We start from the raw sequence: 25862 nt of genomic DNA on the forward strand, positions 1-25862 counted from the left end.
GCTAACAAGGTACATTTTATTTTTATTGATTGAACGTACCTTATTAGACCAGTAAATATCAGATAGCTAGTTAGACTCTCTTATCTGCATAATTTCATAATGTTTTTGTTCTAATCTCTCCATATCAATCCATTCTTGGTCTAGGTTAAAATCCTTGCGTAATGCTTCTATTAAATTAGGATTTTTGTGATTACGTACATCATAAAATCCACCATCAATCACATCAAGTAAGTATTCTGTAATGAGAATTATTTCGTATAAATAAAGGTTTAATAGCAAATTCACACAGTCTCTAAGCACAAACTTCTCATAGAGACTTTGAACTTCTTGAAGTAAGGGTTGGAGGTTTGAAGGATTAACATCTGGTGTTTGAGGAATTTGTCTGAGTTTTTCAAATAGTTGCTTTTGTATGGGTTGTTCACTATCAGTTGATTTTGCAGTAAAGAAAAACTCAGGTCTAGCCATTACTGCAACAGCAATACGTTCTGCAATTTTCTCCATCGTTTTTTCTGTGTTTTCATTCACAAATAATCTAAGCTCCGATTTAACCTTCATTGTTTCTAAACTTCCATAGGAGCTATGAGCTATTTTGTCAGCAATTTGGGAGCTTTCTAAATGACTAATACAAGTACTTATCAAATAAGTAGCAAGTGTTGATAGATTAAGGTTTAGCTGTTTCCAAAGTTCAAGCTGAAGTTCATCTAAGAAATTTTCATAAAATACTTTACCTCTTATTTCTCCTTCTAGTCGTGAGGGTTTAGAATAAAAATTTTCTTTCCATAATAAAGGTGATTTTTTCTGAATTTCTGAATTGATCAGATTACAGATTTTATTTGCTTCCCTTTCTAATTCCTGACGTAATTGTGGCAAACTACTAATTTCTGCTTTCTGAAATGTGAATACAATATTTTTAATGAAAGATTCTCTCTCATTTAAACAGTCATCTATTTTTCTCTGGATATCTACCTTTCTTTGCTGACGATTCGATAAAGATCGAGTCAACTTATTATCAAGTGCATTAATAATCATGTCTAAGGCCTGCTTACCATCATTTATTTGACTTTCTATGCGACGCTCCTTGATAAATTTGGTAAGTTCTTGAACAAGTTTAGGTATATTACTAGCTTCTAAAACTTCGCGATCGCTTTTACCCTGAACTTTGAGACGAACTTTTATTGATTCGTATGTTTCCCTATCTTTTAAATCAATACCTTTGAGATTTTGTTGGGCTGCATACGCACCCCACGCTGAAGTGAGAAAATATGGTTGTTCTCCTCCTCTTTTTGCAAGTAAAGGATATGTTGCATAACCAGGAATTAACAAATCCATTACCTCTTGCATATCTTTAGGTAGGTTGTTCAGATTGCCAATATTATCAACCATGATGCTATCTTTAGCATTTAGGACTAGGAAAACTTTTTCACCCGATTCTGTACTATTTTTAATGCTGATGCGATCGCGGATTCTATTTAGCAGATACTTATCTCCTTTTTCCAAAATTCTAGGTGGACGCGAGATAAAAATAACAGCATCTGCATCTTTAATTCCATCAGCAATAATAATGTCATGTAATGGACTACCATCTAAACCGGGTAAGTCAACTAAACAAACATTTCTGGGTAGTTTTAGACTCTGTAAATTATCAAAATGGCTTTCTGGTTGTATGTGATAGGAAACAGTCTTCACCAAACCGATTAACCGACTAATTGAATTTTCCTCATTCAGAGAACTATTTTCATCAATAAGTTCCATCAGATATCGCTTATCTTGAGGAGAGTCCAAAGACAACTCATTTTGTAGTTGATTTAAGGAATTATTTGTAATATCAGCGTAGCGAACAATAATGTCAGCTAATATCTTGCGAAGTTCAAAAAACTCATTTTTTTCCTGATCATTAAGTTCGCGCGTTGGTTCTAGTCTAGATAAAATACTTGCAAATTTAGAATCTAAGCCACCTTGGAGTGATGAACCATCTATACTATAGCGTCGAAGAAATTCTTTAATTAAATCACTTATATCTTTCTCATTTCGATAAGTAACTATCGCTTTTTCTGCACCACCTTGGGGAACATCCAAAAATATTTCTAATGCAGTTCCTGTTGCAGCTTTTCCAATTGCTTTAGTTAATACTAGAGACCTTCCTAGTAAAGCATTAATAAGCGTACTTTTTCCAGCACCTGTTTTACCAATAATTGCTATACGGTAAGGTTTGGAGTAGTCTAAAGCCTTTTGAGCATGTTTAATTATGTTATCAAACTGTTCATATTCGTCAGTAAATTTCTCAAAAAAAGCCTCTACTTTTTCTAAGCGTTCAACTTGAGTTGCAAAACGCGCTACCTGTTGTTCATTCGCATCTGTGAGGTGTTTGGCAATATCTTCAACAATATTTCTCATGATATTATACCTATTTTAGGTTTTACGTCTTTTTATGGATTAATTTTGAAATTGATTGCTGCGTACATCAAATCAAAAAAATCATCCTAGAAATGAACTATCGCGTGACTAAATTAGTAGAGATTAGCCGATCTGGTTTCTAAAATGGGACTTTGCCATTTCTCGAATTTGTTCGAGGGTCAAATCACATCCTTCTGTAATCCGTAGTAATAATCTTTAAAAGAATTTCCAACTGCGTAAGCGATCGCTGCGACCGTTGGAGGTTGAATTAGTAACGCAACCCAGATATTTACACTAGGAATATATTTAAGTAAACCAGTTCCAACATAGGAAGCTGTTGCAACACTTCCTACTCCAGTTGCGATCGCTTTACCCATATCCACTAGGGTATCCCAACTCAGGGTTACACCGTAAACTTCACCGATTGCAGCACCTAGTTTTGCGAAAACCGCTCCCACAGCCAAAGTATCAAAAGCAGGAGGTAATAAGTTAGCCACTAAAGCCCCAAATATCCATCTAGCAATAATTTCGTCAGCTTTTCGATCCATCATTTGTACATCTTTTGACCAAGACATAAATTTATCTTGTGAGAGTTCCTAGAAGTATCTCGTGTCAAATTTTTGCTTTATGCAGTATCAGTGAAATTTTTTTTTACTTTTCTGTGTTGGTGTAAATTTTCTCAGCTTTACCAAAACTTTAATTTTTATCTACCTTAAGATAGTTGTGCATAGTTTTTATATAAGTATATTTACTGCCATTTTTAGCAAATATTAACTGTATTTAAAATTATCTAAAACTTAGTTAGAACTTAGTAAAAGGCACGTTACTGTTATTAAAGTGTGTGACTCTTTTTTCGCTGACGCAATCAGGCAATAACTTGTATTCCAAAAGTCAATCTAAAAAATTATCAAAATGAATAAGACTACTACAAACCAGATAATTTTAACTTTAGTAATTTTAATAGTTATATTGACTAATTTTACAATTCTGATAACAGAAGCTAACGCTCAAACGACTGCAAGAAAAAGCCAACGGGTAACTTTCACACCACCAAATCGGGGTAAGCCGAAAGACAGGGGAGTTGCTGGTAGTCGTAGAGGTTGTCCGCTTATCAAACAACCTTTGACTGCTTTAGTACCAGCAAGAGATGTTAACTTAACATATTCCGAACATCCGACATTTTTATTTAATATTCCTGTATTACCAGTAGAAGCTAGAACGGGAGAATTTATCGTGCAAGATATGCAAGATAATGATATTTATCGTACTTCCATCACATTGCCGGAAAAAGCAGGTATCATTAAGGTCAAGTTGCCAGAATCAGGGCGATCGCTAAGTGTTAATCAAACCTATCAATGGTATTTCAAGATATATTGTCAACCTCAAGATAAATCAATTTATTATTTTGTTGATGGAAAGGTGGAACGAGTTTCGCGGAATAACTACAGTAGCGAAAATATTTGGTTTGATAACTTGACTGATGTAGCTGAAAAACTTCGCACTTCTCCGCAAAACCCCACAGTTAGGGAAGAATGGACGGCATTTTTACAAGATGGCGATTTAGCAGAATTTGCAAATCAGCCATTATTGCCTTGTTGTTCAAAAGAGTAACATATTCTGATAAATACAGAAATAAAAGTCTGCATTCTGTATAGAATTTCAGTGTAATGTCATAATTAATATTCAAATATAATTTCTATATTGATAGAAATTTATCAAATAAAACCTGTCCAAAAATCTATAAGGTAGTAGATGAAATATGCTAAAAACAATCAAATATGATTTGACTTGTTCTTCTCTTTTTGGTTTATTAGACTTCTTGCATAAATATTTTTGGCGTTGTTGAGTAAAGATGAAAAAGCTCACGCAAAGGCGCAAAGAATAACGCGAAAATTATGACTTTTGCAAGAGGTCTATTTTGGACAGGTTTATTGATAAATTTTAAACTAAATAGCAGGTAAGAACCAAATCACTAAAACAGTAATCAATCCTCCCAAAACACCTAAAATGAACCAAGTTGTTTTATCTCGACGTTTGCTTTCTGCAATCTTAGAACACAGAAAACCCATCCCAATCCATAATAGTAAGATAAATAGCTGTTCCATTTGTTTTGAACCATCCTTGTTTTTTATCTCTATGAGATTGTCATGATGAGAAATGGAAATATGCAGCTATTCATCTAAGTAAGTCATAATCTTTCCCTCATAACCAGTTACCAACTAAGGTATAAGGTGCCCAAAAATACGGTTGGCTTTTTTCCTTCAATAAGAATTTTTGAGCATTTTGCAGGGCTTGAGCTTTTGTAATATTGGGATTAGTTAACTCCTGATAAAATTGTTTCATCAGTAGGCTGGTAGATTCATCATTTACATTCCACAAGGTTGCTACCGTACTACGCGCACCTGCACGGATAGCAATACCAGCAAGTCCTAATGCAGCCCTTTCATCCCCAGAAGCTGTTTCACAAGCACTAAGAACTAATAATTCTATTGGTTGCTGCTGGTTTGGCTTAGTGTCGGTAGTGCGGAGTAAATTATTCAGTTCTTTAGCTTTGAGTAAGTTATCCCATAGCAGTAAAAAGGTTTTTTCAGGATCGGAGCTAAATTGTCCGTGGGTAGCTAAATGTACGACGGAATAATTTTCTCGATTAATTTGACGCTGTAGATTAGATTTGGTAAATTGCTTGTTCAATAGTTGTTTGCTGTCTTGAACTTGGGATTGAATTTCTTGCAATTCTGCTTGTACATATGTAAGTCCATTGAAATTTTGTGCTTCTATATTTCTTTCTTCGCTTATTCCCGCCACGATCGCGCTTAGTTTGACCTTAGCTAAAGGACGGGGGTTTAATAACTGTAATCCGGGAGTGAGAGCGATCGCGTATTTTTCGATTAAGTAATTCTGTCCGTCGTAAAGCGCTCCCATCGGTATATTTCGCAACCCTCCATCAAGAACAAATACTAAATTTTGTATATTGCTAGATTTTAATTTTTCCTGTGCAGGTGCAATCAACCAGTTATAAACCTCTTGTGATAAGGTTCTTACTTCCTTTGTTTTATCTACTTGAGATAATGCTTGTTGCAGTCGCTTTAAGGTATTATTTGCTAAATTTTGTGCGAGAGGGGTGCTGTAGCGTTGTAAATCTTCTCCCGGTAATTTCAGGATAACTTCTAAGCCATGTTCTAAGAAGAAAGCATACAATACTGCTGTGCTGGAATTGGCTTTATCAACTATTTGGTCAATGATTTGCGGTTGAGCATCAACGCAGGCTTCACGGAAGAAATCATCTAGTTCTGCTAACTGTAAAGATTCAATTACTTCGCGAGCTAATTTTAAATTTGGTTGTTTTTGTTTAAGTAATAAATCGACTAATTCCCGGTAAACAGGCTCCACACTTTTACGGAAAGAAAACTGAATATCTGGGTTTGTAGCTACTAAGTCGCTACGTAAAGATTGCAAGTTTTTAAATGCATCAGTATAGTTAGAAGTAGCCTTGTTAAAATCTTTTTGTTGTCTGCCTATCCTTCCTAACTGCCATTGCCAACGGTAGGCAATATCGGGGGCTTTGGCGTTAATTGCTAAATTTAAGGCTTGGCTGGTAAAGCTATCTGCTTCTGGTAATTTTTGTTGTTGTTGGTATATAGCGCCGCGATAACCAAGGCTATAGGCTTCTGCTCGTTTGTCTTGTAAAGTTTGTGCTTGTTCGCTAGCAGTAATTAGTATTTTTTCAATATCTGGCCATTCAGGGACAAGCAAATTTGGGATTTTGTCTTGAAAATTATTATTTCCAATTTGTGTAAGTTGTTGATTATAATTTGATGTAATGCATTGTTGAAGGATTGGAGAATTAAATTCCTGTTCTTTTAAACTTGGTTGTTTTAAACAGATTAAGCTTTGAGTTAGATTAATTTTTCCATAAATATTTGAACTAGTAGCTGGTAAATTATTTAGTTGTTGTAAAATCGGATTCCACATTGCTTGGGCTGGTTGCCATTGCTGGGTTTCTATGAGTAAATTTAGATGATTTAGCTGTGCTTGAACTTTGACAGTGGGGTCGGAAGTATTTTCTGCTTTTTTGTAGTAATTAATTGCCTCGAAAATCTGTTTTTGAGAACGTGCTAAGTTGCCTAAACCTAGGTAAATAGTACTTTGGTCTTGGGGTGGTTGTAACGATTGGGCTATTTTTAAACTTTGCTGCAAGTTAGCTTCTGCTTGTTGTAAATCACCAGTGAGATTCAGAGCATTTCCCAGCATTAATAAAGTTTTAATTTTTAATACTGAATCTGGTTGAGTTTGCAAAGCTTGTTTTACTTCATCTAATATTGTAATTGCGCGTCGGTAAAATCCTAAATTTTGAAAAGCTTGTGCTTGATGAAGTTGACTTTTAATTTTTCCTATATTATCTGAGAGTTTGGAGTAAATTACAGTGGTTTGTTGCCAAGTTTGCACAGCAGAAGCCGCATCTCCTGTTGTTAATTGTAATTCACCTTTAATTTCTAAAGCTTGAGCTAGTATTTTTTGTTTATTTTTATCTAGGTTAGCTTGCAATAAATTAAGACTATTTGTAATTGCTTCTTTGGCCTTTTGCCACTGTCCTAATTGTTGATATGTTAAAGAAAGATTACCTAGTGCTGTTGCTTGATTAATTTTATCTCCTACAGTCGCAAAAGCCTGAGATGCCTTCTGCCACAATTCTACAGCTTCGGTATATCTTCGAGATTCATATAATTTTTTGGCTTTTGTAACTAGCTGCAAACCATTATTTTGAGCTTGAATAGTAGTTGCTGGCTGGGTATTTTGGGCAATTACTGGTGTGGTTGCAATAACTATAAAAAATCCTGCGATCGCTAAAATTAAAAAGCGGGATAAAACTAGCGACTTCCAGTAAAAGTATTGTCTCCAAAAAGCTGGTTTAAATTTCTTCACTTTCATCATCTTAGATTTATTTTCTAATTACTTTGCCGGACAAACTGAAATACTATGAGCTTGTCGCTGTATTTTTGTACCATTAGCAGCATAAGCAGTCAAAATCACCTCATCGCCGTCAGCAACCCATCCTTGAGCAGGTACTACTTTATTGGCATTAATTGCTACAGGCTGTTGTTGGGAAATATCGTTAGAGGTTTTAGTTGGTGGTTGTGTTGGAGTTATTGTTAACGCTGCTGGTTCAAGCAAATCAACTTCTAATATATCTGTATGCAAAGCTTGACTAGGACTAGGTGGTAAGCCTCCTTTTCCTGTAACAATAAATTCGCTACCCCCTCGCCGCAAACAAGGATTTTGAGCAATTAAAGCATCTGGGTCGATAATTGTTTGGGGTAATTCTATTGTCCCTTGACTGGGGTCTAGATCCGGTTGATTTATTTCTGTGCTACCACTTAAAGCAGGGTTTGCACCTGTAGCTGTAATATCGCTTTCTGGAGTTGGAAAATCACGGGTTTGAGTACCGAAGATGCGTTGAGAAGTTATTCTTACACGCCCCCCACGAAAATTGCTAGAATTGGCGCTGATATCGCTGTTTTGTAAGGCTGCTAATACATCTGCGTTAATGTTAATGTTACCACCGATAACGTTTTCGCCTGTGGCGTTGGTGACAATGTTGCTGTTGTGACTAAGGATTAAAGCGCCAGTATTTAGATTAATTGTTGCTTGTTCGCGGTTGGGGTCTTTATTGGGACTGCTGGTGTTAGCATTGAGAAAAGCGTTGTTGTCTAGGCGGATGCGCGAGGCATTGATGGTCATGATACCTGCGTTACCTGTTCCCTGACTGTTGACAAATACCCCAGCGCGATCGCTTATAAATAAATTTTGGGTGTCCACCTTCAAATCTCCTGCATCCCCTGTTGAATCTCTTTCAGCAGAAGCAAATAAACCACTGGGAAAACGACCATCAGCAGACCTACCAATTAATTCAATTTGACGTGAGGCATTTACAGTTAAATTTCCGCCTCGACCAGAACTAAATGTACTCGCTGATATCTGCGCCCCATCCCGCACTATTATATTTTGGGTATCAACCTGCAAATTCCCTGCATCTCCTATTGAACCTGCATAGGCAGAAGTACTCACACCACTAATACTACCATCCGCAGATGTACCAGTCAGTTGCACGCTATTGGCAGCATTGATAATTAAATTCCCTCCTTTGCCTGTACCAAATGTAGCAGTACTAACTGCTGCTCCATCTCGCACAAGTAAATCTTGAGTTTTAATCGTTAAACTTCCTGCATCTCCGGTTGAACCTTCTTGAACAGAAGCCCCCAAACCACTAAGAATAGAACCATCCGCAGACGTACCAATTAATTCCACTTTTTTAGAGGCGTTTACAGTTAAATTACCTCCTTTGCCTCTACCAGATGTTGAAGCACTTATCTGTGCCCCATCTCGCACAAGTAAATCTTGGGTGTTAATCGTCAAATCTCCTGCATCTCCTGTTGAACCCGATCCAGCAGAAGCACCCAAAGCACTCAAAGAACGACCATCAGCAGAAGTACCAATGAGCTGCACCTTGTTAGAGGTATTAATAGTTAAATTACCTCCTTTACCTGCACCGAATGTACCAGTATTAACCTGTCCACCATCGCGCACAAGTAAATTTTGGGCGTTAATCGTCAAGTCTCCCGCATTTCCTGTTAAGCCTTGGTTTGCTGATGTACTCAAGCTGCTGCTGTTAAAAAAACCATCAGCAGAAGTACCAATAATTTCTACGGTACCGCTTGCATTGACTGTTAGATTACCTCCCTTGCCTGTACCATATGTACCAGTATTAACTATTGCTCCATCTCGGACAAGCAAATCTTGGGTTTTGATCGTTAAATCTCCTGCATCTCCAGTTGAATTTTGATTAGTAGAACTACCCAAGCCACTAACAAAACGACCATCAGCAGAAGTACCAATGAGCAGCACCTTATTAGAGGTATTGACTGTTAGATTACCTCCTTTACCTCCACCAAATGTACCAGTATTCACCTGTCCACCATCGCGTACAAGTAAATCTTGGCTGGTAATCGTCAAATCTCCTGCATCTCCAGTTGAGTCTGATTCAGCAGTAGCATCCAAACCAGTAAAAAAACGACCATCAGCAGAAGTACCAATAATTTCCACGCTACCGTCTGCGTTAACAGTCAAACTACCTCCTTTTCCTTGAGCAAAAGTAGAAGTACTGACTCGTGCGCCATCACGAATACTGAAACTACCTGCATTAATCTTTATACTTCCAGCATCTCCAGACCCGAAAGTAGCAGTAGAGATATTGCTACGACTATTAGGTGAGCTAAGTGAGCCACCTACAACCTCTACCGAAGCTTTGACATCTATGGTCAAACTTCCTGCCTTGCCTGTACCAGATGTCAAAGTTGTGATAATTCCACCTTCACGAATACTTAAGCGACCTGCACTAATGTTAAGGCTGCCAGCATCTTTAGAGCCAAACGTACTAGTAGAAATAGTACTTAGAGCATTGGGTGAGCTTCCCACAACCTCTAATAATTCTGTAGCATTTATTGTTAAATCTCCTCCCAGACCAAACTGAGTATTAGTGGTAATTTCTCCACCATCATTAATGCTCAATCGTTGCGTATTAATAGTTAATTCCCCGCTCTTTCCAGTACCAAACGAACTGGTTGCGAACCTACTTCCTGTAGTCTGTGTCTGTCCAGTTTGTGGATAGATAAATGTTGTTGTGCCGCTCAAAGTAACGGAATCTGAAGCGTTAACAAATAAATTGCCGCTTCTACCACTTCCTGATGATTGTGTACCAACATTTCCACCGTTAGCAAGGGTAAGCGATCGCGTATTTAGTTGAATATTTCCACTATCACCTTTACCAGTACTGGAAGACGATATTGATGCTATACCATTTAAACCATTCAACAGAATTGAATCATCAGCGACAATCTGAATATTGCCACCATCCCCTTCATCAAGATTTGCAGAAGTAATTGAGGTATCCCTACCATCAAGTGTGAGGGTTCTGGTTTTGATTTCAATATCACCGCTTGGCTGATTATTAACCTGACCAAAACCAGATGCATTAGAGGAACTCACAATTGTACTTTTAGTAGTGAGCGAAATGCCTTCTTGAGCCTTTAGAGTTATCTTTCCACCTTGCCCTTGCCCATTATTAAATGAACTAATTCCAGATTCGTTGTTGAAATTTATGTTTCGAGCCACAATTGTAATATCACCAGATTTACCTATTGGATTGACGGTTCCAAAAGTGCCAATATAACTATAGCCATCGAGACTGACATTCTCTTTCGCATTTAAAATAATATTTCCCCGACTCCTCGTACCAATGCTAGCTACTTGGCTTTGGTTTGTCAGGCGAATAGATTGGGCATTAATTACAATATTTCCAGTATCGCCCAAAGAGTTTTCTGCACCTTGATTACCAATACTACTAAGATTATCCAGTGTGATATCCCCAGTTGCATTAACTACTACATCTCCGGTAGCCACACCTGGTGTACCTTCCCCAGATTGAAGTATTGAAGTAATAAAACTTCTTCCAGAAAGGCTGATATTACTACCGTTGACTGTAATTGCACCCCCTCCTGATGTACCAATTACACTATTATCAGAAAGACTGATATTACCAGCGTTAACCGTAATTTCACCTCCTCCTGTTGTCAAAACCAAAGCGTTTTTTTGAAACAATACATCCGCCCTTAATACACCTTCAGGAAAGGCTAACTGCATTTGATTACCGTTTCCAACCAAACCAACAGAACCGACTTCTGCAAGTCCCCCTAATTCTGCACGATTATTTACCACACCCCATTGACCATCATCAAAGGTGATATTTCCACCTACCCAATAACGGCTTCCTTGTTGCGGCGCAAATGAACTATTAAGTGCAGCATCATTAGCATTTGGACGAATACGATTGGTGATTCCCTGAGAATTAGTATTAATTCTTGAAAAAAACAAAGCTGAAGGCTGAATAGTTAATAAGGGTGGTGGTTCGGGATTCGTCGCCTGAAAAAATCCCTGTTCTCCAAACTGCACAGCATTCGCAGTAGTTGCGACAAATGAACCCCGCACATCTAATCTTGCATTTTCCCCGAATAAAATCCCATTCGGATTTATCAAAAACAAATTTGCATTGCCATCAACGCCCAATATTCCGAAAATATTCGCTGCACTATTACCAGTCACCCGCGTCAAAATATTTTCTATTCCTGATGGATTGGCAAAATAAATTCTTTGCCCATTATTAATATTAAATTCACTAAAACTATGAAAAAGATTGATACCTCGTTGCGCTCCACCGTCAATTTTGTCTGCATTTACGCCGTTAATTAAAACATTTGGTGTAAGTCGGGAAGCTTCTACACCTAAAGTATTATCAGGTATGATTTGAGCTTTAACTGTTTTATTAAAAAATATTAAAAAAAAGCATCCGAATAATATTTGCAGTAAATTATTTATCTTATTCATTAGATATTATTTGCAAATATAAGAATATGGGAATAAAACTTAAATTAGAGACATATTCGGCAATTTACAAGTAGTTTTTACAAAAATTGACTAATAAGAGCGAAAAAATCAAAGTTCTAAAACGGACTATAATTAACCGAAAAATACAAACCATTTTCTTGTAATGTCTTTTTTCCCCCTCCACCATCAATTAACGGTATCCCCCAATCCAAGCGAATATCCAAGGAGTTTCCCATTTGCCATTGCAAACCCAGACCTGTTGCTAGCAGAGTATTAGTATCTCCCCTTGTTTCTGTTGAACTGTTCCAACCCACACCAAAATCAATAAATGGCGCAATTCGCAAAATCCCCCGCGATTCTGGTACTCTTAGAATTGGTATTTGCACCTCTGCGGATAAAAACGCACCGTTATCTGTTAGTAATAAATCTTGTCGATAACCTCTGACGCTACCAAATCCACCGATCGCAAATTGTTCTAAGGGTACAAGGGAACTACCAGCCAATTGCAAGTCGGAACGTAACAAAAGTAAGGTTTCTGGTGCAAGCAAGCGTACATATTGACCTTGAGTGCGCCAGCTAAAAAAGCGGGTGTCTGGTGGTGTATTATTAGTTGTGGCGTTGAATGCGTCTATACCGATATTAAATTGCGATCGCACCGCAAAAACTTCTCGCGGATTGCGGGTTGTCCATTCTTGAAAAAATCGTAATGCAGAGATGCGAGTTCTACCATTTTCGTCTGCACCTGGAGATAAGGGAAAGTCAAATCCCAGGAGTTTGGTTTTACTTTCCTGTTGGGATAGAGTTAAACCTAAAGCAAATTCCTGGGATGGTTTTTGCAATAGAGGTAAACGCAGACTTATTTCCCAAGCCGATGAATCGCCGAGAATATCTAAACGGTCAAATGGTGCTTCGATGACTTCAGTATTATTTCTGCTATAGTTAAACGTAATTGTCTCATTTCTGGGACTTAAGGGGACTATATAGCCAATTTCCCAAGCGTTACTACCATCGGTATTTGTGTAAGTAGCTCTAATTCCATCACCCCAACCCAATAAATTGCGCTCGTTAATCTGGATACCTCTACGAAAAGTACCGACGCTGGGTGCGCGACCGTTATCTGCAAAGATGCGAGTTGAAAAGGAGTCTGCTTCTACAACTGTGACTTCTAATAAACTTAATTCTGGATTGACTCCAGCAGTTAAATTGGCGGAAATATTTTGAATTAAGGGGTCGAGTTGCAATAGTTGCAGTGCTTCCAATAAATGGTTACGATTTAAAGGCTTTTTTGTCGCCAGGGCTAAACGACTGCTAATATACCCGGGGTTAAGTCTGCGCATACCTCTGACTTTGATTGCTTCGATACCCCCTTCCACAATCTGAATTTTCAGAGTACCACCTCTGCGGGGAAATTTTTGTCCTGCGGGAATAACCGCACCTGAATTTATATATCCTGCATCTTGATATTTTTTGTTAATAATTTCTTCGATTTGCAGAAGTTGAGTAAAGGTGATTGGTTGATTTAAAAGTTGTTGAATATTTTTATCTGTAATTAATTCTTGATTGCTAAAAGCTGTATTACCGCTAAATTCAATCTGTTTAATAATAAATGTACCCGGAATTGGTATTGGTTTTGGTTGAGTTTGACTGGGAGAGGGAATTCCTAGGGGTTGTTCTTCAGGAGGTCTAACCGGAGTGGGGGGTGGTTCGGGAACGGTGGGGGTGACTGGAGAAGGTATTTGAGTAATTGTAGTAGTCTGAGCAAAGACACCTGGACTAAATAGGGTGGCGATCGCCCCAAATATTATCCCATAAATCAGATATCCCCGTTGAGATTCTCTGTATTCAACTTTGCCATGTAATCTAGTTTTGTGAATAGGAAGAGAGTAATTATACTTAAAATTTATCATATAACTGTTCTCATACAAAGCCAGCTGTTTGTGAAATTACGTCAAAATTTAACAGTGAAAAATTCCAAAATTTCTACTAATTAGCTGCATATTATACAGAACTATTAACGATATAAGGATGCAGGTAAGCAACAAAGAGCTGTTAATAATACCTAAAACAACAAAGTTATCATTTTTGATACTTTGTTGTTTTAGGTTTTTATTTGCTCAATTAGAAAAGTTGGGAATGTTATCCAGTAAAGGTTGTAGTTAATCAGCCAAAATTATTCTACCTCCCACAGCATAAATCGAATTTTCATGTTTATTTAGGATATGCACAACCATCAGAGTGATTATCGGATTTTCGCGAATTATCAGTTGTAAGTATCACTTCATCTTTCTCGTTAACTATCCATCCAGTAGCAGGTAATATCTGAGTTGAGGTTTGAGAGAAAGGAAGATTTACCAATAAGAAATCACCAGATTGACCTGATAAACTGCTGGAACTTACAGGTTCAATTAAATTTACCTCTAGGTTACTATCTCCACTTAAAACTTGACTCGGATTTGCTGGTAAACCCCCTCTTCCCGTCACAATAAATTCGCTTCCAGCACGCTGCGTACAAGGATTTTGAGCAACTAATGCATCCGGATCGATAATAGTTTGGGGTAGTTCTACTACACCTTGAGAAGGGTCTACATCGGGGGTATTTAAAGTGATTTCACCATTAAGCGTGGGAGAAAACTGAGAAAAAGCTGTAATATCACTCAAAGGAGTTAATTCATTGCGAATTTCTAACCCAAAGACTCTTTGAGTATTGATATTAATTGCACCACCTCTACCCCCAAAAGAATTAGCCTTAATATCGTTATTTTCTTGAGGAATAGCAACTAAAAAATTTGTATCAATGTTGATATTACCACCATTACCAGAGGCGCGAGAAATACCTGCACTAGTAGAGATTTCACTCCCACGATCCATGAGAATTAAATCAGAATTTTGCAAGCTAATATTTCCCCCATTTCCCGAAGCTGTATCTGCGGCGATCGCTCCTTGATTATCTAGGGAAATAAAAAAAGACAATATCTCGATATCACCCGCATCTCCTCCTCCTTGACTACTAACTGTTACTTTCGCGCTATCTCGAATCGTTAACTCCCCTGTATTTAACTTGAGGGTTCCCCCTTTACCGCTACTAGTTAAAGTTGAACCTGATATAGTTCCGCGATTTTCTACCAGCAAACGTGGGGTAGTAATTTGCATATCTCCAGCATTACCAGTACCGCTTGTTGCTGTGGTGATAGCACTGTTTCTTTGAGTAACAGGAGAAATCCCGCTTACTTCAACTAAATCGGTTGCATTTACTGTTAATTTTCCGCCAATTCCACTATTAAAAGTTTCACTCGATATCAATCCACCATTTTGCACCCGCAGAGTTCCTGAATTAATTTTTAATTCTCCAGCGTTACCACCATTACCTATATTTGTTGGACTTCCAGTTTGAGTCGTCAAAAATCCCCGATTAAGATTAACATTATTAGCTTCTATAAATATATTTCCTGAATTCTTTGATCCAAGTGTACTAGAAATAACCTTAGCACCATCACTTAAAGAAAATAAACTCGTTTGCATCTCCATCTCACCTCCTCTACCAACTGTTGCACCTTCAACAGCAGGTGTTGCAAAGCTAATAATCAAACTTTCTTCATTACTAATAAATATCGAGTCTCTAGCTTTGGTTGTAATTTTACCCGCATTACCTTGAGTAGAAGTAGCAGATTGTAATCTTCCACCATTTACTAAAGAAAGCGAGCCTTTTTCTACATTAATTGTAATATCTCCAGCATTACCTATAGCTTCAGATAGTCCTTGAGAAGTGGGACTAGCAACGGTAGAAATTTCGCTGTTATCGAGAGAGACTAAATTGTCAGAATTGATTAATATATTGCCAGCATTTGCAAAACCAATTGTGCTAGCACTTAAGCTCGAATTATTGGTTAGTGATAGCGTATTTGTTTTGATAGAAATATTTCCACCTTGAAATAATTTACTATTTTCAGGTATAAAAACAGAACCATCTGGATTCAAGCCTAAGAAAATTCCACTAGAAATAAAACTATCATTCTTTAATACAACATCTTTATCTGCATCTATGAAAATATTTCCAGAGTTACCTTTACCAAAAGAATTGGCAAAAATAGCCGCGCTATTTTCTATTAATAAATAATTAGATTCAATATCAATATTTCCTCCTTTCCCTTCTGACTCAAAATCTACACTACTAACTACAGATGCATCATCTGATAGAGATAAATCATTTGCTCTCAGCAAAATATTTCCAGCATTACCTTGACCGCTAGTACTGGCAGATACAGTTGCACTTTCATTTAATAATATAGAATTAGCCTCAATCTTGATGTTACCAGCTTCTCCTTTCGCCTCAAGCGCATCTAAACCACTAGTAACAAAACTATTACTTACAGAGATTTGATTATTAGCCTTTAAAGAAATTTCTCCACCCTCACCTGTTCCGAAAATACTTGTAGATATTCTTGTACCATTATTTAACTGGATATTTTCTGCATCTAGTTTAATAGCAGCACCCCTACCTATAGCACCGTCGTTCACAGCATTAAATATCCGACTGCTATCAAATGAAATTAATTCCAAGGCTTTGATGGAAATATTCCCCAGAGTACCCTCTCCTTGAATACTACTGGAAATAAAACTATTATCAGTCGCCACAAAAGAACCTACATTTATATTTATATCACCACTATTCCCTCTTGCTCCTGCATCAATGCCACCAAGAATCAAACTATTATTTATCATTGACATTTTTCCGGTAGCATTGATGAAAAGATCTGCACCTCTATTGTTAGTTGCAGTATTATCAACAGTAATCGCTGCTTGAATCAAGCTCCCAGAATATTCTAAATTATTCGCATTAATAACCAGGCTACCACCTTGATTGGAATTTAAATCAATCACACTGTCTAAAATAGAAATATTAGCTTTTGGTGTAGATGTAGGATAATCTATGCTGAAATTACTATTGTCAAAATTTAAGTTTACCGTCCCTGGTGTTGATATTCCTCCTAGTTCTAGCCTTCCTCCCCGAGAAATTAAACTTCCTTCGATTAAATTTACATCACCACCAACCAGTGCTAAGGTTTTTCCTGGCTGGAGTTGTAAACCAAATCCTAAAACATTACCTAAAATACCAAAACCTTCGACATTTATGGGTTGGGGTTGCTCTCGAAATTTCAACCCAATCGGGATATCAATTGATAGTAAAGGTGAAGCTTGGGGAGTAACTGCACTAAACTCAATTCCACCATCAAAAAGTAAACTACTTGCGGTCGAAGCAATAAAATTACCTTGTAAGTCTAAAGTAGCGTTTCTGCCAAAAATAATTCCTTGCGGATTGATAAAAAATAAATTTGCATCTCCGATAACACCAAGAATTCCGTAAATTTGAGACGAGTTATTTCCTGTGACTCTAGTAATAATATTTCTAATCCCTAAAGGATTATCAAAGTAAGCAGCGCCAGTTTCACTAATATTAAATTCTTGAAAACTATGAAATAAATTTTGATTGCGTATCGCTCCACCTTCAATAAAATCTATAGATAAACCTGTAATTGGCGTGACAATTGAATTTTCTGCACCGAGAGTATTATCGGGAATTATCTGCGCCCAAGTTTTATTTGCAACAAAGGGAATGAATATTGTTAAGAGGGTTGTAACTGCTAACTGCAAATATAGCTTCATTTAATACTGATAGTATAAATGTTCTTTTAATTACTTTTGCATTTTAGTATCTTAACTCTATAACTTCTAGTCAAAAGGATAAGTTTTTTTAAGTAAAAAATATTACATTCAAAAACTGACTACTGACAAATGACAAATGACTCGCAAAGCGCAATAAAAAAATTAAGATGTTTATTGCATAATTCGCTAACTCGCCACGATGGTGTATTTAGCAAGGATAAGATTGCGTCCCTTTGAGAGGAGATGTAAATGACCCAGAGCATGTACGAACAATCACTACCCAGTGATCATCAGGATTTGAGCGTAGAGCAAGGAAGCGATCGCCGTTTCTCTCAGCAGGTCGAATTTTCTTCTTTAGCTTGCTTAGATCTGAGTAATCAGGAGATAAATTTATGACTACAAATTTATCTCAAACTCAAGCTGACATTATCCGCTCGTTTTCCCAGCGTTTTCGGGGTTGGCAAGATTTTCATCAAAATCGCACGATTAAAAAACCTTATTGGCGAATCGATGCACAATTACAAGCTAGTGTTACAAGTTTATTAGGTGTTAACTCTATCACCAATGCCCAAGATTTTGCGATATATTGTCTAGAAAATTTAGATAATCATCAATTGGCATTAGCGGATAAACATTTATCTGCTTATTTAGAAAATATTGGCTATACAATAGCTAAAAGCGTTTTTAAAACCTTAAGAGAAAGACAAAATAGTAATCAACTATTGCTACTAGAAAACTCTTTAGATGCAGTTTATCAGTATGCATGGTTAGCAGCAAGTAATCCGCGAAATTTCTACGAAAATTTTCAAAGAAAATCACCTTATTTATTACGTTATACTGAAGTAAAAATGAAAGGTGTGATTCATGATGGTATTTTCGCTAGCAAAAATACAAGAATTAGTGGTTATGGTCTATTGCGTAAATTGGGTCCAAGACAGCGAATTAATGCTTTAAGTTTTGATGGACACACAGAACCTTTGCTGAGTCAATACTGCCTAGTTTGGGAGTGCTTTAACGAAATTTGTACTGCTGTTCGCGGCAGAATATCTCCTAATCAAGAGCATTGGCTAGCTATTGCTAAACGATACAATAAATTAAGTCATCAATCACCCATTGACTCTAGTCAAGCTCAAAAATGGTTACATGACTTTTGTATCCCCGCAGCTAGAGAATATTTATTTCCTAAAATCGAATCTATTGATGTTTTAAATGAAGATGACAATGCTTATACAAAAGATTTAGTTGATGTTTCAACTCTGCCTGATAAAGCATTAGAGCAACAAGAAGTACGCCAATTAGTTAATCGCTTGATGACAAAATTATCAAGTATAGATATTTTTCAAGAACTGCAACTAGAAGAAAAGAAAGTTTTATTCTTGAGATACGGATTGGAAATGACACAAGTAGAAGTTGCTAGAGAAATGTCATGGTTGGATAGAGAAAATCGACCACTTAACTCGACAGTTTGTCGATGTGAGGATAGAGTTGTACCTAAGCTATTAAAACAAATCTGTATTTGGGTAGAGCAACAACAGACAAGCAATAATTACCCTTATAATATAGTTTTAAATAGCCATATCGATACCAATTTTCTTAAAGAAATGAAGATTAAACCTGCTGTAGGTAGTTTGTTACACAAATATTATTTAGAAGTGTTGAATTCCATTTTTGAGCAGGTTTTATCACCTGTAAAGGTGAATAACCAACAAACTAGAGAACTTAATGAAACAATCAACAATGAAAATGTGCTGCGATTTGTAGAAAAAATATCAGAGTTGGAAAGTAGCAGTATATTAGCAAATAATCTTATCAACTCGCACCAACTAATTATTCAGCAAATACAAGCCAATTTTGATATTACTCTCCAAACAGGAGGAATAGCAGCAGAAAAGGTTATGGTTCTTGTTTTAGATTGGTTGAAAATTAATGTCAGTCAACCAAATAATTAAAATGGAGGTAATACAATGAAATCAAAAATGAAAATAGAATCGCCAAAATTTGCAATCATCGATGCTGAAGAAAATTGGCTAGCTTTTTCTCAAGAAGATGAACAAGATATTTTATCCTCAGTTGCAGGATATGCTTATGAAGCAGCACGCTGGAATGCTTTTCTTAATCGTTTGTGTCTGAATGCTTTTAGAAGTTGGCTGGAAGAATATCTAGAATTACCAGAAAAAATTTCATTATTACCTAGTGAAAAAGATTGCGATCGCCTTTGGGAATTTCTCAATGGTAGTTCTTTGCAGCTTGGTAACAATCGCATTACAGTTATTCCTACTGAAGACAGTATTGTCGAAGAATTCTGCATACAGCAAGAATGGGTTGATATTCCAGGATGGGAAGCAGATTATTACGTACTCATACAGGTAAATCCAGAAGAACGCTGGTTAAGAATTTTAGGATATGCAAATTACCATACCATCAAGGAGAAAGCAGAATATAACAAGATTACACGTATTTACTCGCTATCTAGAAATCAACTAACTATAGATTTGAACGTAATGTTGATTGAAAAAGCTATCTTGCCCGAAAAAAAACTGAATCAAGTTAATATTAGTTTACCAAAAATATCCGCACAGCAAGCAAGAGAATTAATCAGAAAGATAGATATTCCTTTATGGTATTCTCCTCGTTTAGATTTCGATTTTGGCGATTGGGCTGGAATATTAGTAGAGCCAAATTTCCGAAATCAATTGTATCGACAAATCCAAGCAACCCCAGATCCAAAAATTAATTTATCCGATTGGTTACAAGGATGGTTTGATAAATCTTGGCATACTTTTGAAGAACTTCTTGGTTCAAAAGAAGCGAATCTGGCTTACGGATGGAGAGGAGGATATCATCAGGAGAAAACTATTAGCGAACATACAACAGCAATTCCCGCTTTAATCGAGCTTTTGCATTCAGAAATAGATGAAGAAAAACGGTTGAAAGCAGCTGAATGTTTAGGGACAATTGCACCGGGTAATTTAGAAGCGATCGCGGCTTTAATTGGAATATTGAATAATAGTAAAAACAAATGGCATCGCCAACAAGCAATTGAAAGTTTAGGAGAAATTGGTAACAACAATCAACAAGCTATAGCAGCTTTGTCTCAGCTATTATCTCAGCTATTAACCAATAACCAAGATGATGATTTACGCTGGCAAGTTGCTTTAACTTTAGGAAAAATTGATACTCATAATCATCCCAAAGCTATTGGTAGATGTCGCAAAATTGATTTGGGTATAACAATAGAAGAAAAATCTTTAGTTTTGCTAGTTTACTTAATGCCCAAAGACGATCATAAAGTTGCAGTTTTACTCAAAGTTTTGCCTACAGGTCATCAGATTCACTTACCACCAGGTTTACAGCTAATTATACTAGATGCAACACAAGAAGTATTTGATCAAGTAACAGCCAGAGATGCCGATAACTGTATCCAGTTAGAGTTTACATATCAAGCTGGTGATAGTTTCTTCGCCAAAATAGCTTTAGGAGATGTTAGCTATACCGAAGAATTTGTCAGCTAGTAAGCTTGTAATTGCAATTTATCACTTACATCAATCTTCCCACAAAAGGCAATAACTATCTAAAATGCTATCAGGAAATCACCATGATAAAACTAGTTGTCCTCAAATTTATCCAAGGCAACTTTGAACAGGGATTTTCAGTTATTCTCGAAATTGGCAATAATAATAGTTGTCCCACAACGGTTATTCAAGGCTGCTTACCACCAATGCCAGAGATGATTCAATATTACAAAAACTGGCAGTTAGCCTATCGTCAACTAGCATTACCTTTTCGGGGATTAGAACGTAAAAAAGCTCAAGTAACTAATATTTCTACAACTCAAGATTGTCGCAAACTAGCTTTAATCTTAGGCAATAGTCTGAATATTTGGCTCGATTCTGAAACTTTTCGCCCTGTGAAAGAGGGATTTCTCAAGTATATAAATCCTGATGAGGAAATTCGTCTAATTATTCAAACAGAAAATATTCAATTACGGCAGCTACCTTGGCATTTATGGAAAATTATCGAGGATTATCGGCAAGCAGAAATTAGTTTTAGCCCTCTTGAATATCAGCAGTTAATCATAGCACCACCACAAAATCACCAACAACGAGTTAAAATTTTGGTGATTTTGGGAGAAAGTCCAGATATTCAGGTAGGGAAAGATTTAGAATTCTTACAGCAAAAATTACCCGATGCTGAGATATTACCCCTAATTAACCCCCAAGTTGAACAATTAAGTAGCGAACTTTGGCAACAAACCTGGGACATTCTATTTTTTGCTGGGCATAGTTCCAGTGATTTTATTGATGGGCAAGGAAGATTTTATCTTAACCAAAGCCAAAGTTTGACCATCAATGAATTAAAATTTGCTTTGAAAAATGCGATCGCCAACGGTTTGCGGCTAGCTATCTTCAATTCTTGTGATGGATTGCATTTAGCCAAGCAACTAGAAGATGTACGTTTACCTGCATCGATCGTCATGCAAGAAAGAATTGCAGATGAAGCTGCTCAGAAATTTTTAGAATACTTTCTGACACCTTTTCGAGAAGGTAAATCTTTGCATCTGTGTGTGCGGGAAGCACGAAAAAGACTCCACAGTCTAGATAAATATCCTTGTGCTAGTTGGCTACCTGTAATTTGTTCCTATCCTGCAGCAGACAATATATCTTGGCAGAAATTAGGAGGTATTCCTCCTTGTCCATACAAAGGTTTATCAGCTTTTCAAGCAGAAGATGCATCGGTGTTTTACGGACGAGAAGCTTTGATAAATAAACTAATAGAAGCAGTTAAATATAAAAAGTTAGTAGCGGTAGTCGGTGCAAGTGGAAGCGGTAAATCTAGCGCAGTATTTGCAGGTTTAATCCCTCGCTTGCGTGAGCAAATAACATTAGAATTTCCGCTAAAAATTGCCTGTTTTCGTCCTGGGAATAGTCCTTTTGATGCTTTAGCAACGGCATTATTATCTGTAAATTTAACGGCTTTGAGCGCACAACAACTACAACAGTACCCAGATGTATTATCCCAGGCGATTGATGGTCACAGGCTATTATTAGTTGCCGACCAGTTTGAAGAACTTTACACCTTAGTTTCTGAAGCAGAACGGTTATTATTTTTAGATACTTTACTCACAGCAGTCAATAGCGTACCGGGATTGACTTTAGTATTGACCTTACGGGCGGATTTTTGCGGTAGAGTTTTAGAATACGAACCTCTCGCCAAAGCATTACAGCAGTATCCCCCAGAACTGATAATTCCCATGAATCGCCAAGAATTGCAAGCAGCGATCGCGCTTCCCGCACAAAAACGGGGGGTAAGTTTGCAATCGGGATTAGTAGAGTGCATCATCAACGATATCCACCAACAACCAGGTAAATTACCGCTATTAGAATTTGCTCTGACTCAGTTATGGTCAAAACAGCAACATGGTATTTTATCCCTTGAAGCTTATCAAGAGATTGGTGGTGTTGAAAAAGCTTTAACAAACCACGCTCAAAAAATTTATACTCAACTAGATCGAGTAGAGCGCAAACGAGCCGAACAAATTTTTATCCAATTGGTGCAACCAGGAGAAGGAACCGAAGATACCCGACGAATCGCCACCAAGGCTGATGTCGGGGATAATTGGGATTTAGTCGCACAATTAGCTTCTGCTCGTTTAGTAGTCACCGGGGAGAGGAAAGGTGGCGAAACTGTAGAAATCGCCCACGAAACATTAATTAACAATTGGGGAGAATTACAGCGTTGGATGCAGCAAAACCGCGATTTTCGTAGTTGGCAAGAACGACTGCGAATGGCGATGGTGCAATGGGATAAAAGCAATCAAGACCAAGAAGCTTTATTACGAGGTTTCTTGCTAGTAGAAGCAGAAGATTGGCTACAACGCAGACAGGCAGAATTAAGCTACGATGAACAAAATTTTATTCAAACCAGCATTAACCAACGCAACACAGAGCAACAAGAAAAAGAACAGCAAAGACAGGCTCGAATTGCGGCATTAACCAGTGGTTTAATTTTAGCTATCGGTTTAGCAGGGATAGCTTGTTGGCAATGGCAAAGAGCCGAATTACAAAAACAATTAATCGAAATCACCGCCATTAACACCTTTTCGGAAAATCTATTACTTGCGGGTAAAGAATTCGACTCTTTATTAGAAAGCTTAAAAGCTGCCAAATTAATCCAAAAATTTAACGCTAACCCAGATACAAGTATCCAAGTTGCAACTGTACTCCAGCAAGCACTTTACAAGGTTAGAGAAAGCAATCGTCTAGAAGCACACAGCGATCGCGTCATGAGTGTGTCTTGGTCTGCTGATGGTGAGCATCTTGTTTCTGCTGGTTTCGATCGAGTCGCCAAAATTTGGCGCAAGGATGGAACTTTAGTTAATACTTTATTAGGACATACAGATACTGTTTTTGATGTTGCTTTTAGTCCTGATGGACAGCTAATTGCTACAGCTAGTTTTGATCGCACAGTCAAAATCTGGAGTCTAAATGGAACTTTAATTAGAACAATTACCGGACATAATCACAGCGTCTTGGGTGTTGCTTGGGCACCAGATGGTAAAAAAATTGCGACTGCCAGTGAAGATAAAACTGTAAAATTATGGAACTTAGATGGCGCTTTAATTCATACTTTTGTTGGGCATACAGATACAGTTTTCAACGTTACTTTTAGCCCTGATGGAAATATCATAGCTTCTGCTGGTTGGGATAATACCGCAAAATTGTGGAAGTTAGATGGAACTTTGTTACAAACTCTCACCGGACATACCGACCAAGTAGATAGCGTTGCTTTTAGCCCCGATGGTAATTTAATTGCTACCGCTAGTGCCGATGAAGATAAAACGATTAAACTTTGGCAGAGAAATACTTCGCTGAATAATCCCCAATATCAACAGATTAAAACTTTTATCGCCCATAACGATACGATTTATCACCTCAAATTTAGCCCCAACGGTAATATACTTGCTTCTGGGAGTAAAGACGGAACGGTCAAACTTTGGGATACAAAAGGCAAATTACAGCAAACTTTTACCGGACATACTAACAGCGTCAACAGTATTAGCTTCAGCCCGGACGGTCAAAGTATTGCTTCTGCAAGTACGGATGGGACTGTACGAACCTGGAGCATTACTGGAGCCGTACCCGTAATTTTACAAGCTGTTGGTAAACCTCTATTAGATATCAACTTTAGCCCTAGCGGACAGCAGATTATCACCACAGAACAACAAGGTAAAATTCGACTTTGGCAACCCGACGGACAGCAGCAGCTTGAGTTTGGGGAAGAACAAACTTATATTAGTGCTGCTTTTAGCCCTGATAACGTAACTATTGCTACAGCAGCAAAAGATAATACAGTAAAAATCTGGAGTCGAGATGGTTCCTTAATTCAATCTCTGCATGGACATACAGCAAGGGTGTTTGATATTTTTTTCAGCCCAGATAATGATTTAATTGCTACAGCAAGTGCTGATAGTACAGTAAAAATATGGAGACGGAACGGAGTTTTAGTCACAACTATTCCTGCTCACGATCGTGAAGTATTAGCCGTTGCTTGGTCTCCCGACGGCAAAATCCTGGCTTCTGGTGGTAGCGATCGCACCGTGAAATTGTGGAATTTACAAGGAGAATTATTACAAACAATTACTGGACATAGTGATCGCGTCATGAATATTGCTTGGTCTTTGGACGGTCAAATCATCGCTTCAGCTAGTCAAGACCAGACAATTAAATTATGGAGCCTGGATGGTAGTTTACTACACACATTAACAGGACATACTGACATCGTAAATAGCGTAGCTTTTAGCCCAGATAATCAATTTATCGTGTCTGCTAGCGAAGACAGCGCAGTTAAATTGTGGAGTCTCAATGGTAGTTTACTCGCAACCCTGCGAGGACACAAAGGAGGTATTAATAGCGTTGATTTTAGCCCAGATGGTAAAACTATTGCTTCTGCTGGTAACGACGGTATTGCCATTTTATGGAGTTTAGATTTAAAAAACTTAACAGCCCGTGGTTGTGATTGGGTGCGTAACTATTTACAGAATAATCCCCAAGGCAAAGCAAAACAACACCTGTGCGACATTTAATCAGATATCTTTTTTCGGCAAAAATACTGTATAAAGTAGTACTCATGCAGCAGCAGTCAAAAGTCAGTATGGGCTGGTTTTGGGACATTTTCACAGAGAAAACAGATATGTTGATGAAACCCGCCCGTACAAAAGTCAAAAGGATTTTATTGCGGACTTTTACGCCATTTTAGCAACAATTATTTCCAGACTTATGTTCAAATATTTATTAGGGTCGCATCTGCATATTTGACAAAATCATACCCGATAAATATTTGGAACAGCCCTTTGGCTTTTTTCTGCTGGG

The 25862-nt window shown here is 37.4% G+C and carries 12 protein-coding genes; 5 read left to right on the forward strand and 7 right to left on the reverse strand.

What is annotated here, in order from left to right; translation table 11 throughout:
- Window positions 1-66 precede the first annotated feature (66 nt).
- Both AACW45_RS29870 and AACW45_RS29875 read right to left on the reverse strand, forming a co-directional pair.
- Window positions 67-2394 carry a dynamin family protein gene (locus AACW45_RS29870; RefSeq protein ID WP_190636698.1) on the reverse strand — a complete coding sequence of 776 codons (2328 nt, stop codon included), beginning with the start codon at window positions 2392-2394 and terminating at the stop codon, window positions 67-69.
- Between the two features lie 179 nt (window positions 2395-2573).
- Entirely contained in the window at window positions 2574-2969 is a 396-nt protein-coding gene (locus AACW45_RS29875) for a hypothetical protein (RefSeq protein ID WP_190636700.1), read from the reverse strand.
- Between the two features lie 337 nt (window positions 2970-3306).
- On the opposite strand from AACW45_RS29875, the gene AACW45_RS29880 reads away from it, so the two are divergent.
- Complete coding sequence (locus tag AACW45_RS29880; protein ID WP_190636702.1) at window positions 3307-4005, forward strand: DUF928 domain-containing protein; 699 nt, start codon at window positions 3307-3309, stop codon at window positions 4003-4005.
- Between the two features lie 335 nt (window positions 4006-4340).
- Here AACW45_RS29880 and AACW45_RS29885 read toward each other — a convergent pair whose 3' ends face one another.
- From AACW45_RS29885 to AACW45_RS29905, 5 genes are all read right to left on the reverse strand, one after another.
- On the reverse strand, window positions 4341-4499 hold the full coding sequence (locus AACW45_RS29885; protein ID WP_190636704.1) for a hypothetical protein: 159 nt from the start codon (window positions 4497-4499) through the stop codon (window positions 4341-4343).
- Between the two features lie 97 nt (window positions 4500-4596).
- Window positions 4597-7326 (reverse strand): CHAT domain-containing protein, encoded by a 2730-nt coding sequence (locus AACW45_RS29890; protein WP_199331267.1) that lies wholly within the window; start codon window positions 7324-7326, stop codon window positions 4597-4599.
- 18 nt (window positions 7327-7344) lie between these two features.
- On the reverse strand, window positions 7345-11832 hold the full coding sequence (locus tag AACW45_RS29895) for a two-partner secretion domain-containing protein (protein WP_190636706.1): 4488 nt from the start codon (window positions 11830-11832) through the stop codon (window positions 7345-7347).
- A gap of 116 nt (window positions 11833-11948) precedes the next feature.
- Window positions 11949-13739, reverse strand: a complete 1791-nt coding sequence (locus tag AACW45_RS29900; RefSeq protein ID WP_190636708.1) for a ShlB/FhaC/HecB family hemolysin secretion/activation protein — start codon at window positions 13737-13739, stop codon at window positions 11949-11951.
- A gap of 301 nt (window positions 13740-14040) precedes the next feature.
- A complete protein-coding gene (locus AACW45_RS29905; RefSeq protein ID WP_190636710.1) occupies window positions 14041-17493 on the reverse strand; it encodes a two-partner secretion domain-containing protein in 3453 nt (1150 codons plus the stop codon).
- 249 nt (window positions 17494-17742) lie between these two features.
- Here AACW45_RS29905 and AACW45_RS29910 point away from each other — a divergent pair, with 249 nt between their 5' ends.
- From AACW45_RS29910 to AACW45_RS29925, 4 genes are all read left to right on the forward strand, one after another.
- Window positions 17743-17889, forward strand: a complete 147-nt coding sequence (locus AACW45_RS29910; RefSeq protein ID WP_190636713.1) for a hypothetical protein — start codon at window positions 17743-17745, stop codon at window positions 17887-17889.
- Window positions 17886-19442 (forward strand): hypothetical protein, encoded by a 1557-nt coding sequence (locus AACW45_RS29915; protein ID WP_190636715.1) that lies wholly within the window; start codon window positions 17886-17888, stop codon window positions 19440-19442. Before AACW45_RS29910 ends, AACW45_RS29915 begins: the two co-directional genes overlap by 4 nt.
- Window positions 19443-19457: 15 nt before the next feature.
- On the forward strand, window positions 19458-21005 hold the full coding sequence (locus tag AACW45_RS29920) for a DUF1822 family protein (protein ID WP_190636717.1): 1548 nt from the start codon (window positions 19458-19460) through the stop codon (window positions 21003-21005).
- A gap of 83 nt (window positions 21006-21088) precedes the next feature.
- The gene (locus AACW45_RS29925; RefSeq protein WP_190636719.1) at window positions 21089-25576 is read left to right on the forward strand and encodes an nSTAND1 domain-containing NTPase; all 4488 of its coding nucleotides are present in this window, start codon (window positions 21089-21091) and stop codon (window positions 25574-25576) included.
- Window positions 25577-25862: the final 286 nt, after the last annotated feature.

Source organism: Calothrix sp. FACHB-168 (genome assembly GCF_963889195.1).
GTDB lineage: Bacteria > Cyanobacteriota > Cyanobacteriia > Cyanobacteriales > Nostocaceae > Aulosira > Aulosira anomala_A.

Coding starts and splice junctions, on each gene's coding strand:
- AACW45_RS29870 (WP_190636698.1), bottom strand. CDS start 2,394: ATGAGAAATATTGTTGAAGATATTGCCAAACACCTCACAGATGCGAAT.
- AACW45_RS29875 (WP_190636700.1), bottom strand. CDS start 2,969: ATGTCTTGGTCAAAAGATGTACAAATGATGGATCGAAAAGCTGACGAA.
- AACW45_RS29880 (WP_190636702.1), top strand. CDS start 3,307: ATGAATAAGACTACTACAAACCAGATAATTTTAACTTTAGTAATTTTA.
- AACW45_RS29885 (WP_190636704.1), bottom strand. CDS start 4,499: ATGGAACAGCTATTTATCTTACTATTATGGATTGGGATGGGTTTTCTG.
- AACW45_RS29890 (WP_199331267.1), bottom strand. CDS start 7,326: ATGATGAAAGTGAAGAAATTTAAACCAGCTTTTTGGAGACAATACTTT.
- AACW45_RS29895 (WP_190636706.1), bottom strand. CDS start 11,832: ATGAATAAGATAAATAATTTACTGCAAATATTATTCGGATGCTTTTTT.
- AACW45_RS29900 (WP_190636708.1), bottom strand. CDS start 13,739: ATGATAAATTTTAAGTATAATTACTCTCTTCCTATTCACAAAACTAGA.
- AACW45_RS29905 (WP_190636710.1), bottom strand. CDS start 17,493: ATGAAGCTATATTTGCAGTTAGCAGTTACAACCCTCTTAACAATATTC.
- AACW45_RS29910 (WP_190636713.1), top strand. CDS start 17,743: ATGACCCAGAGCATGTACGAACAATCACTACCCAGTGATCATCAGGAT.
- AACW45_RS29915 (WP_190636715.1), top strand. CDS start 17,886: ATGACTACAAATTTATCTCAAACTCAAGCTGACATTATCCGCTCGTTT.
- AACW45_RS29920 (WP_190636717.1), top strand. CDS start 19,458: ATGAAATCAAAAATGAAAATAGAATCGCCAAAATTTGCAATCATCGAT.
- AACW45_RS29925 (WP_190636719.1), top strand. CDS start 21,089: ATGATAAAACTAGTTGTCCTCAAATTTATCCAAGGCAACTTTGAACAG.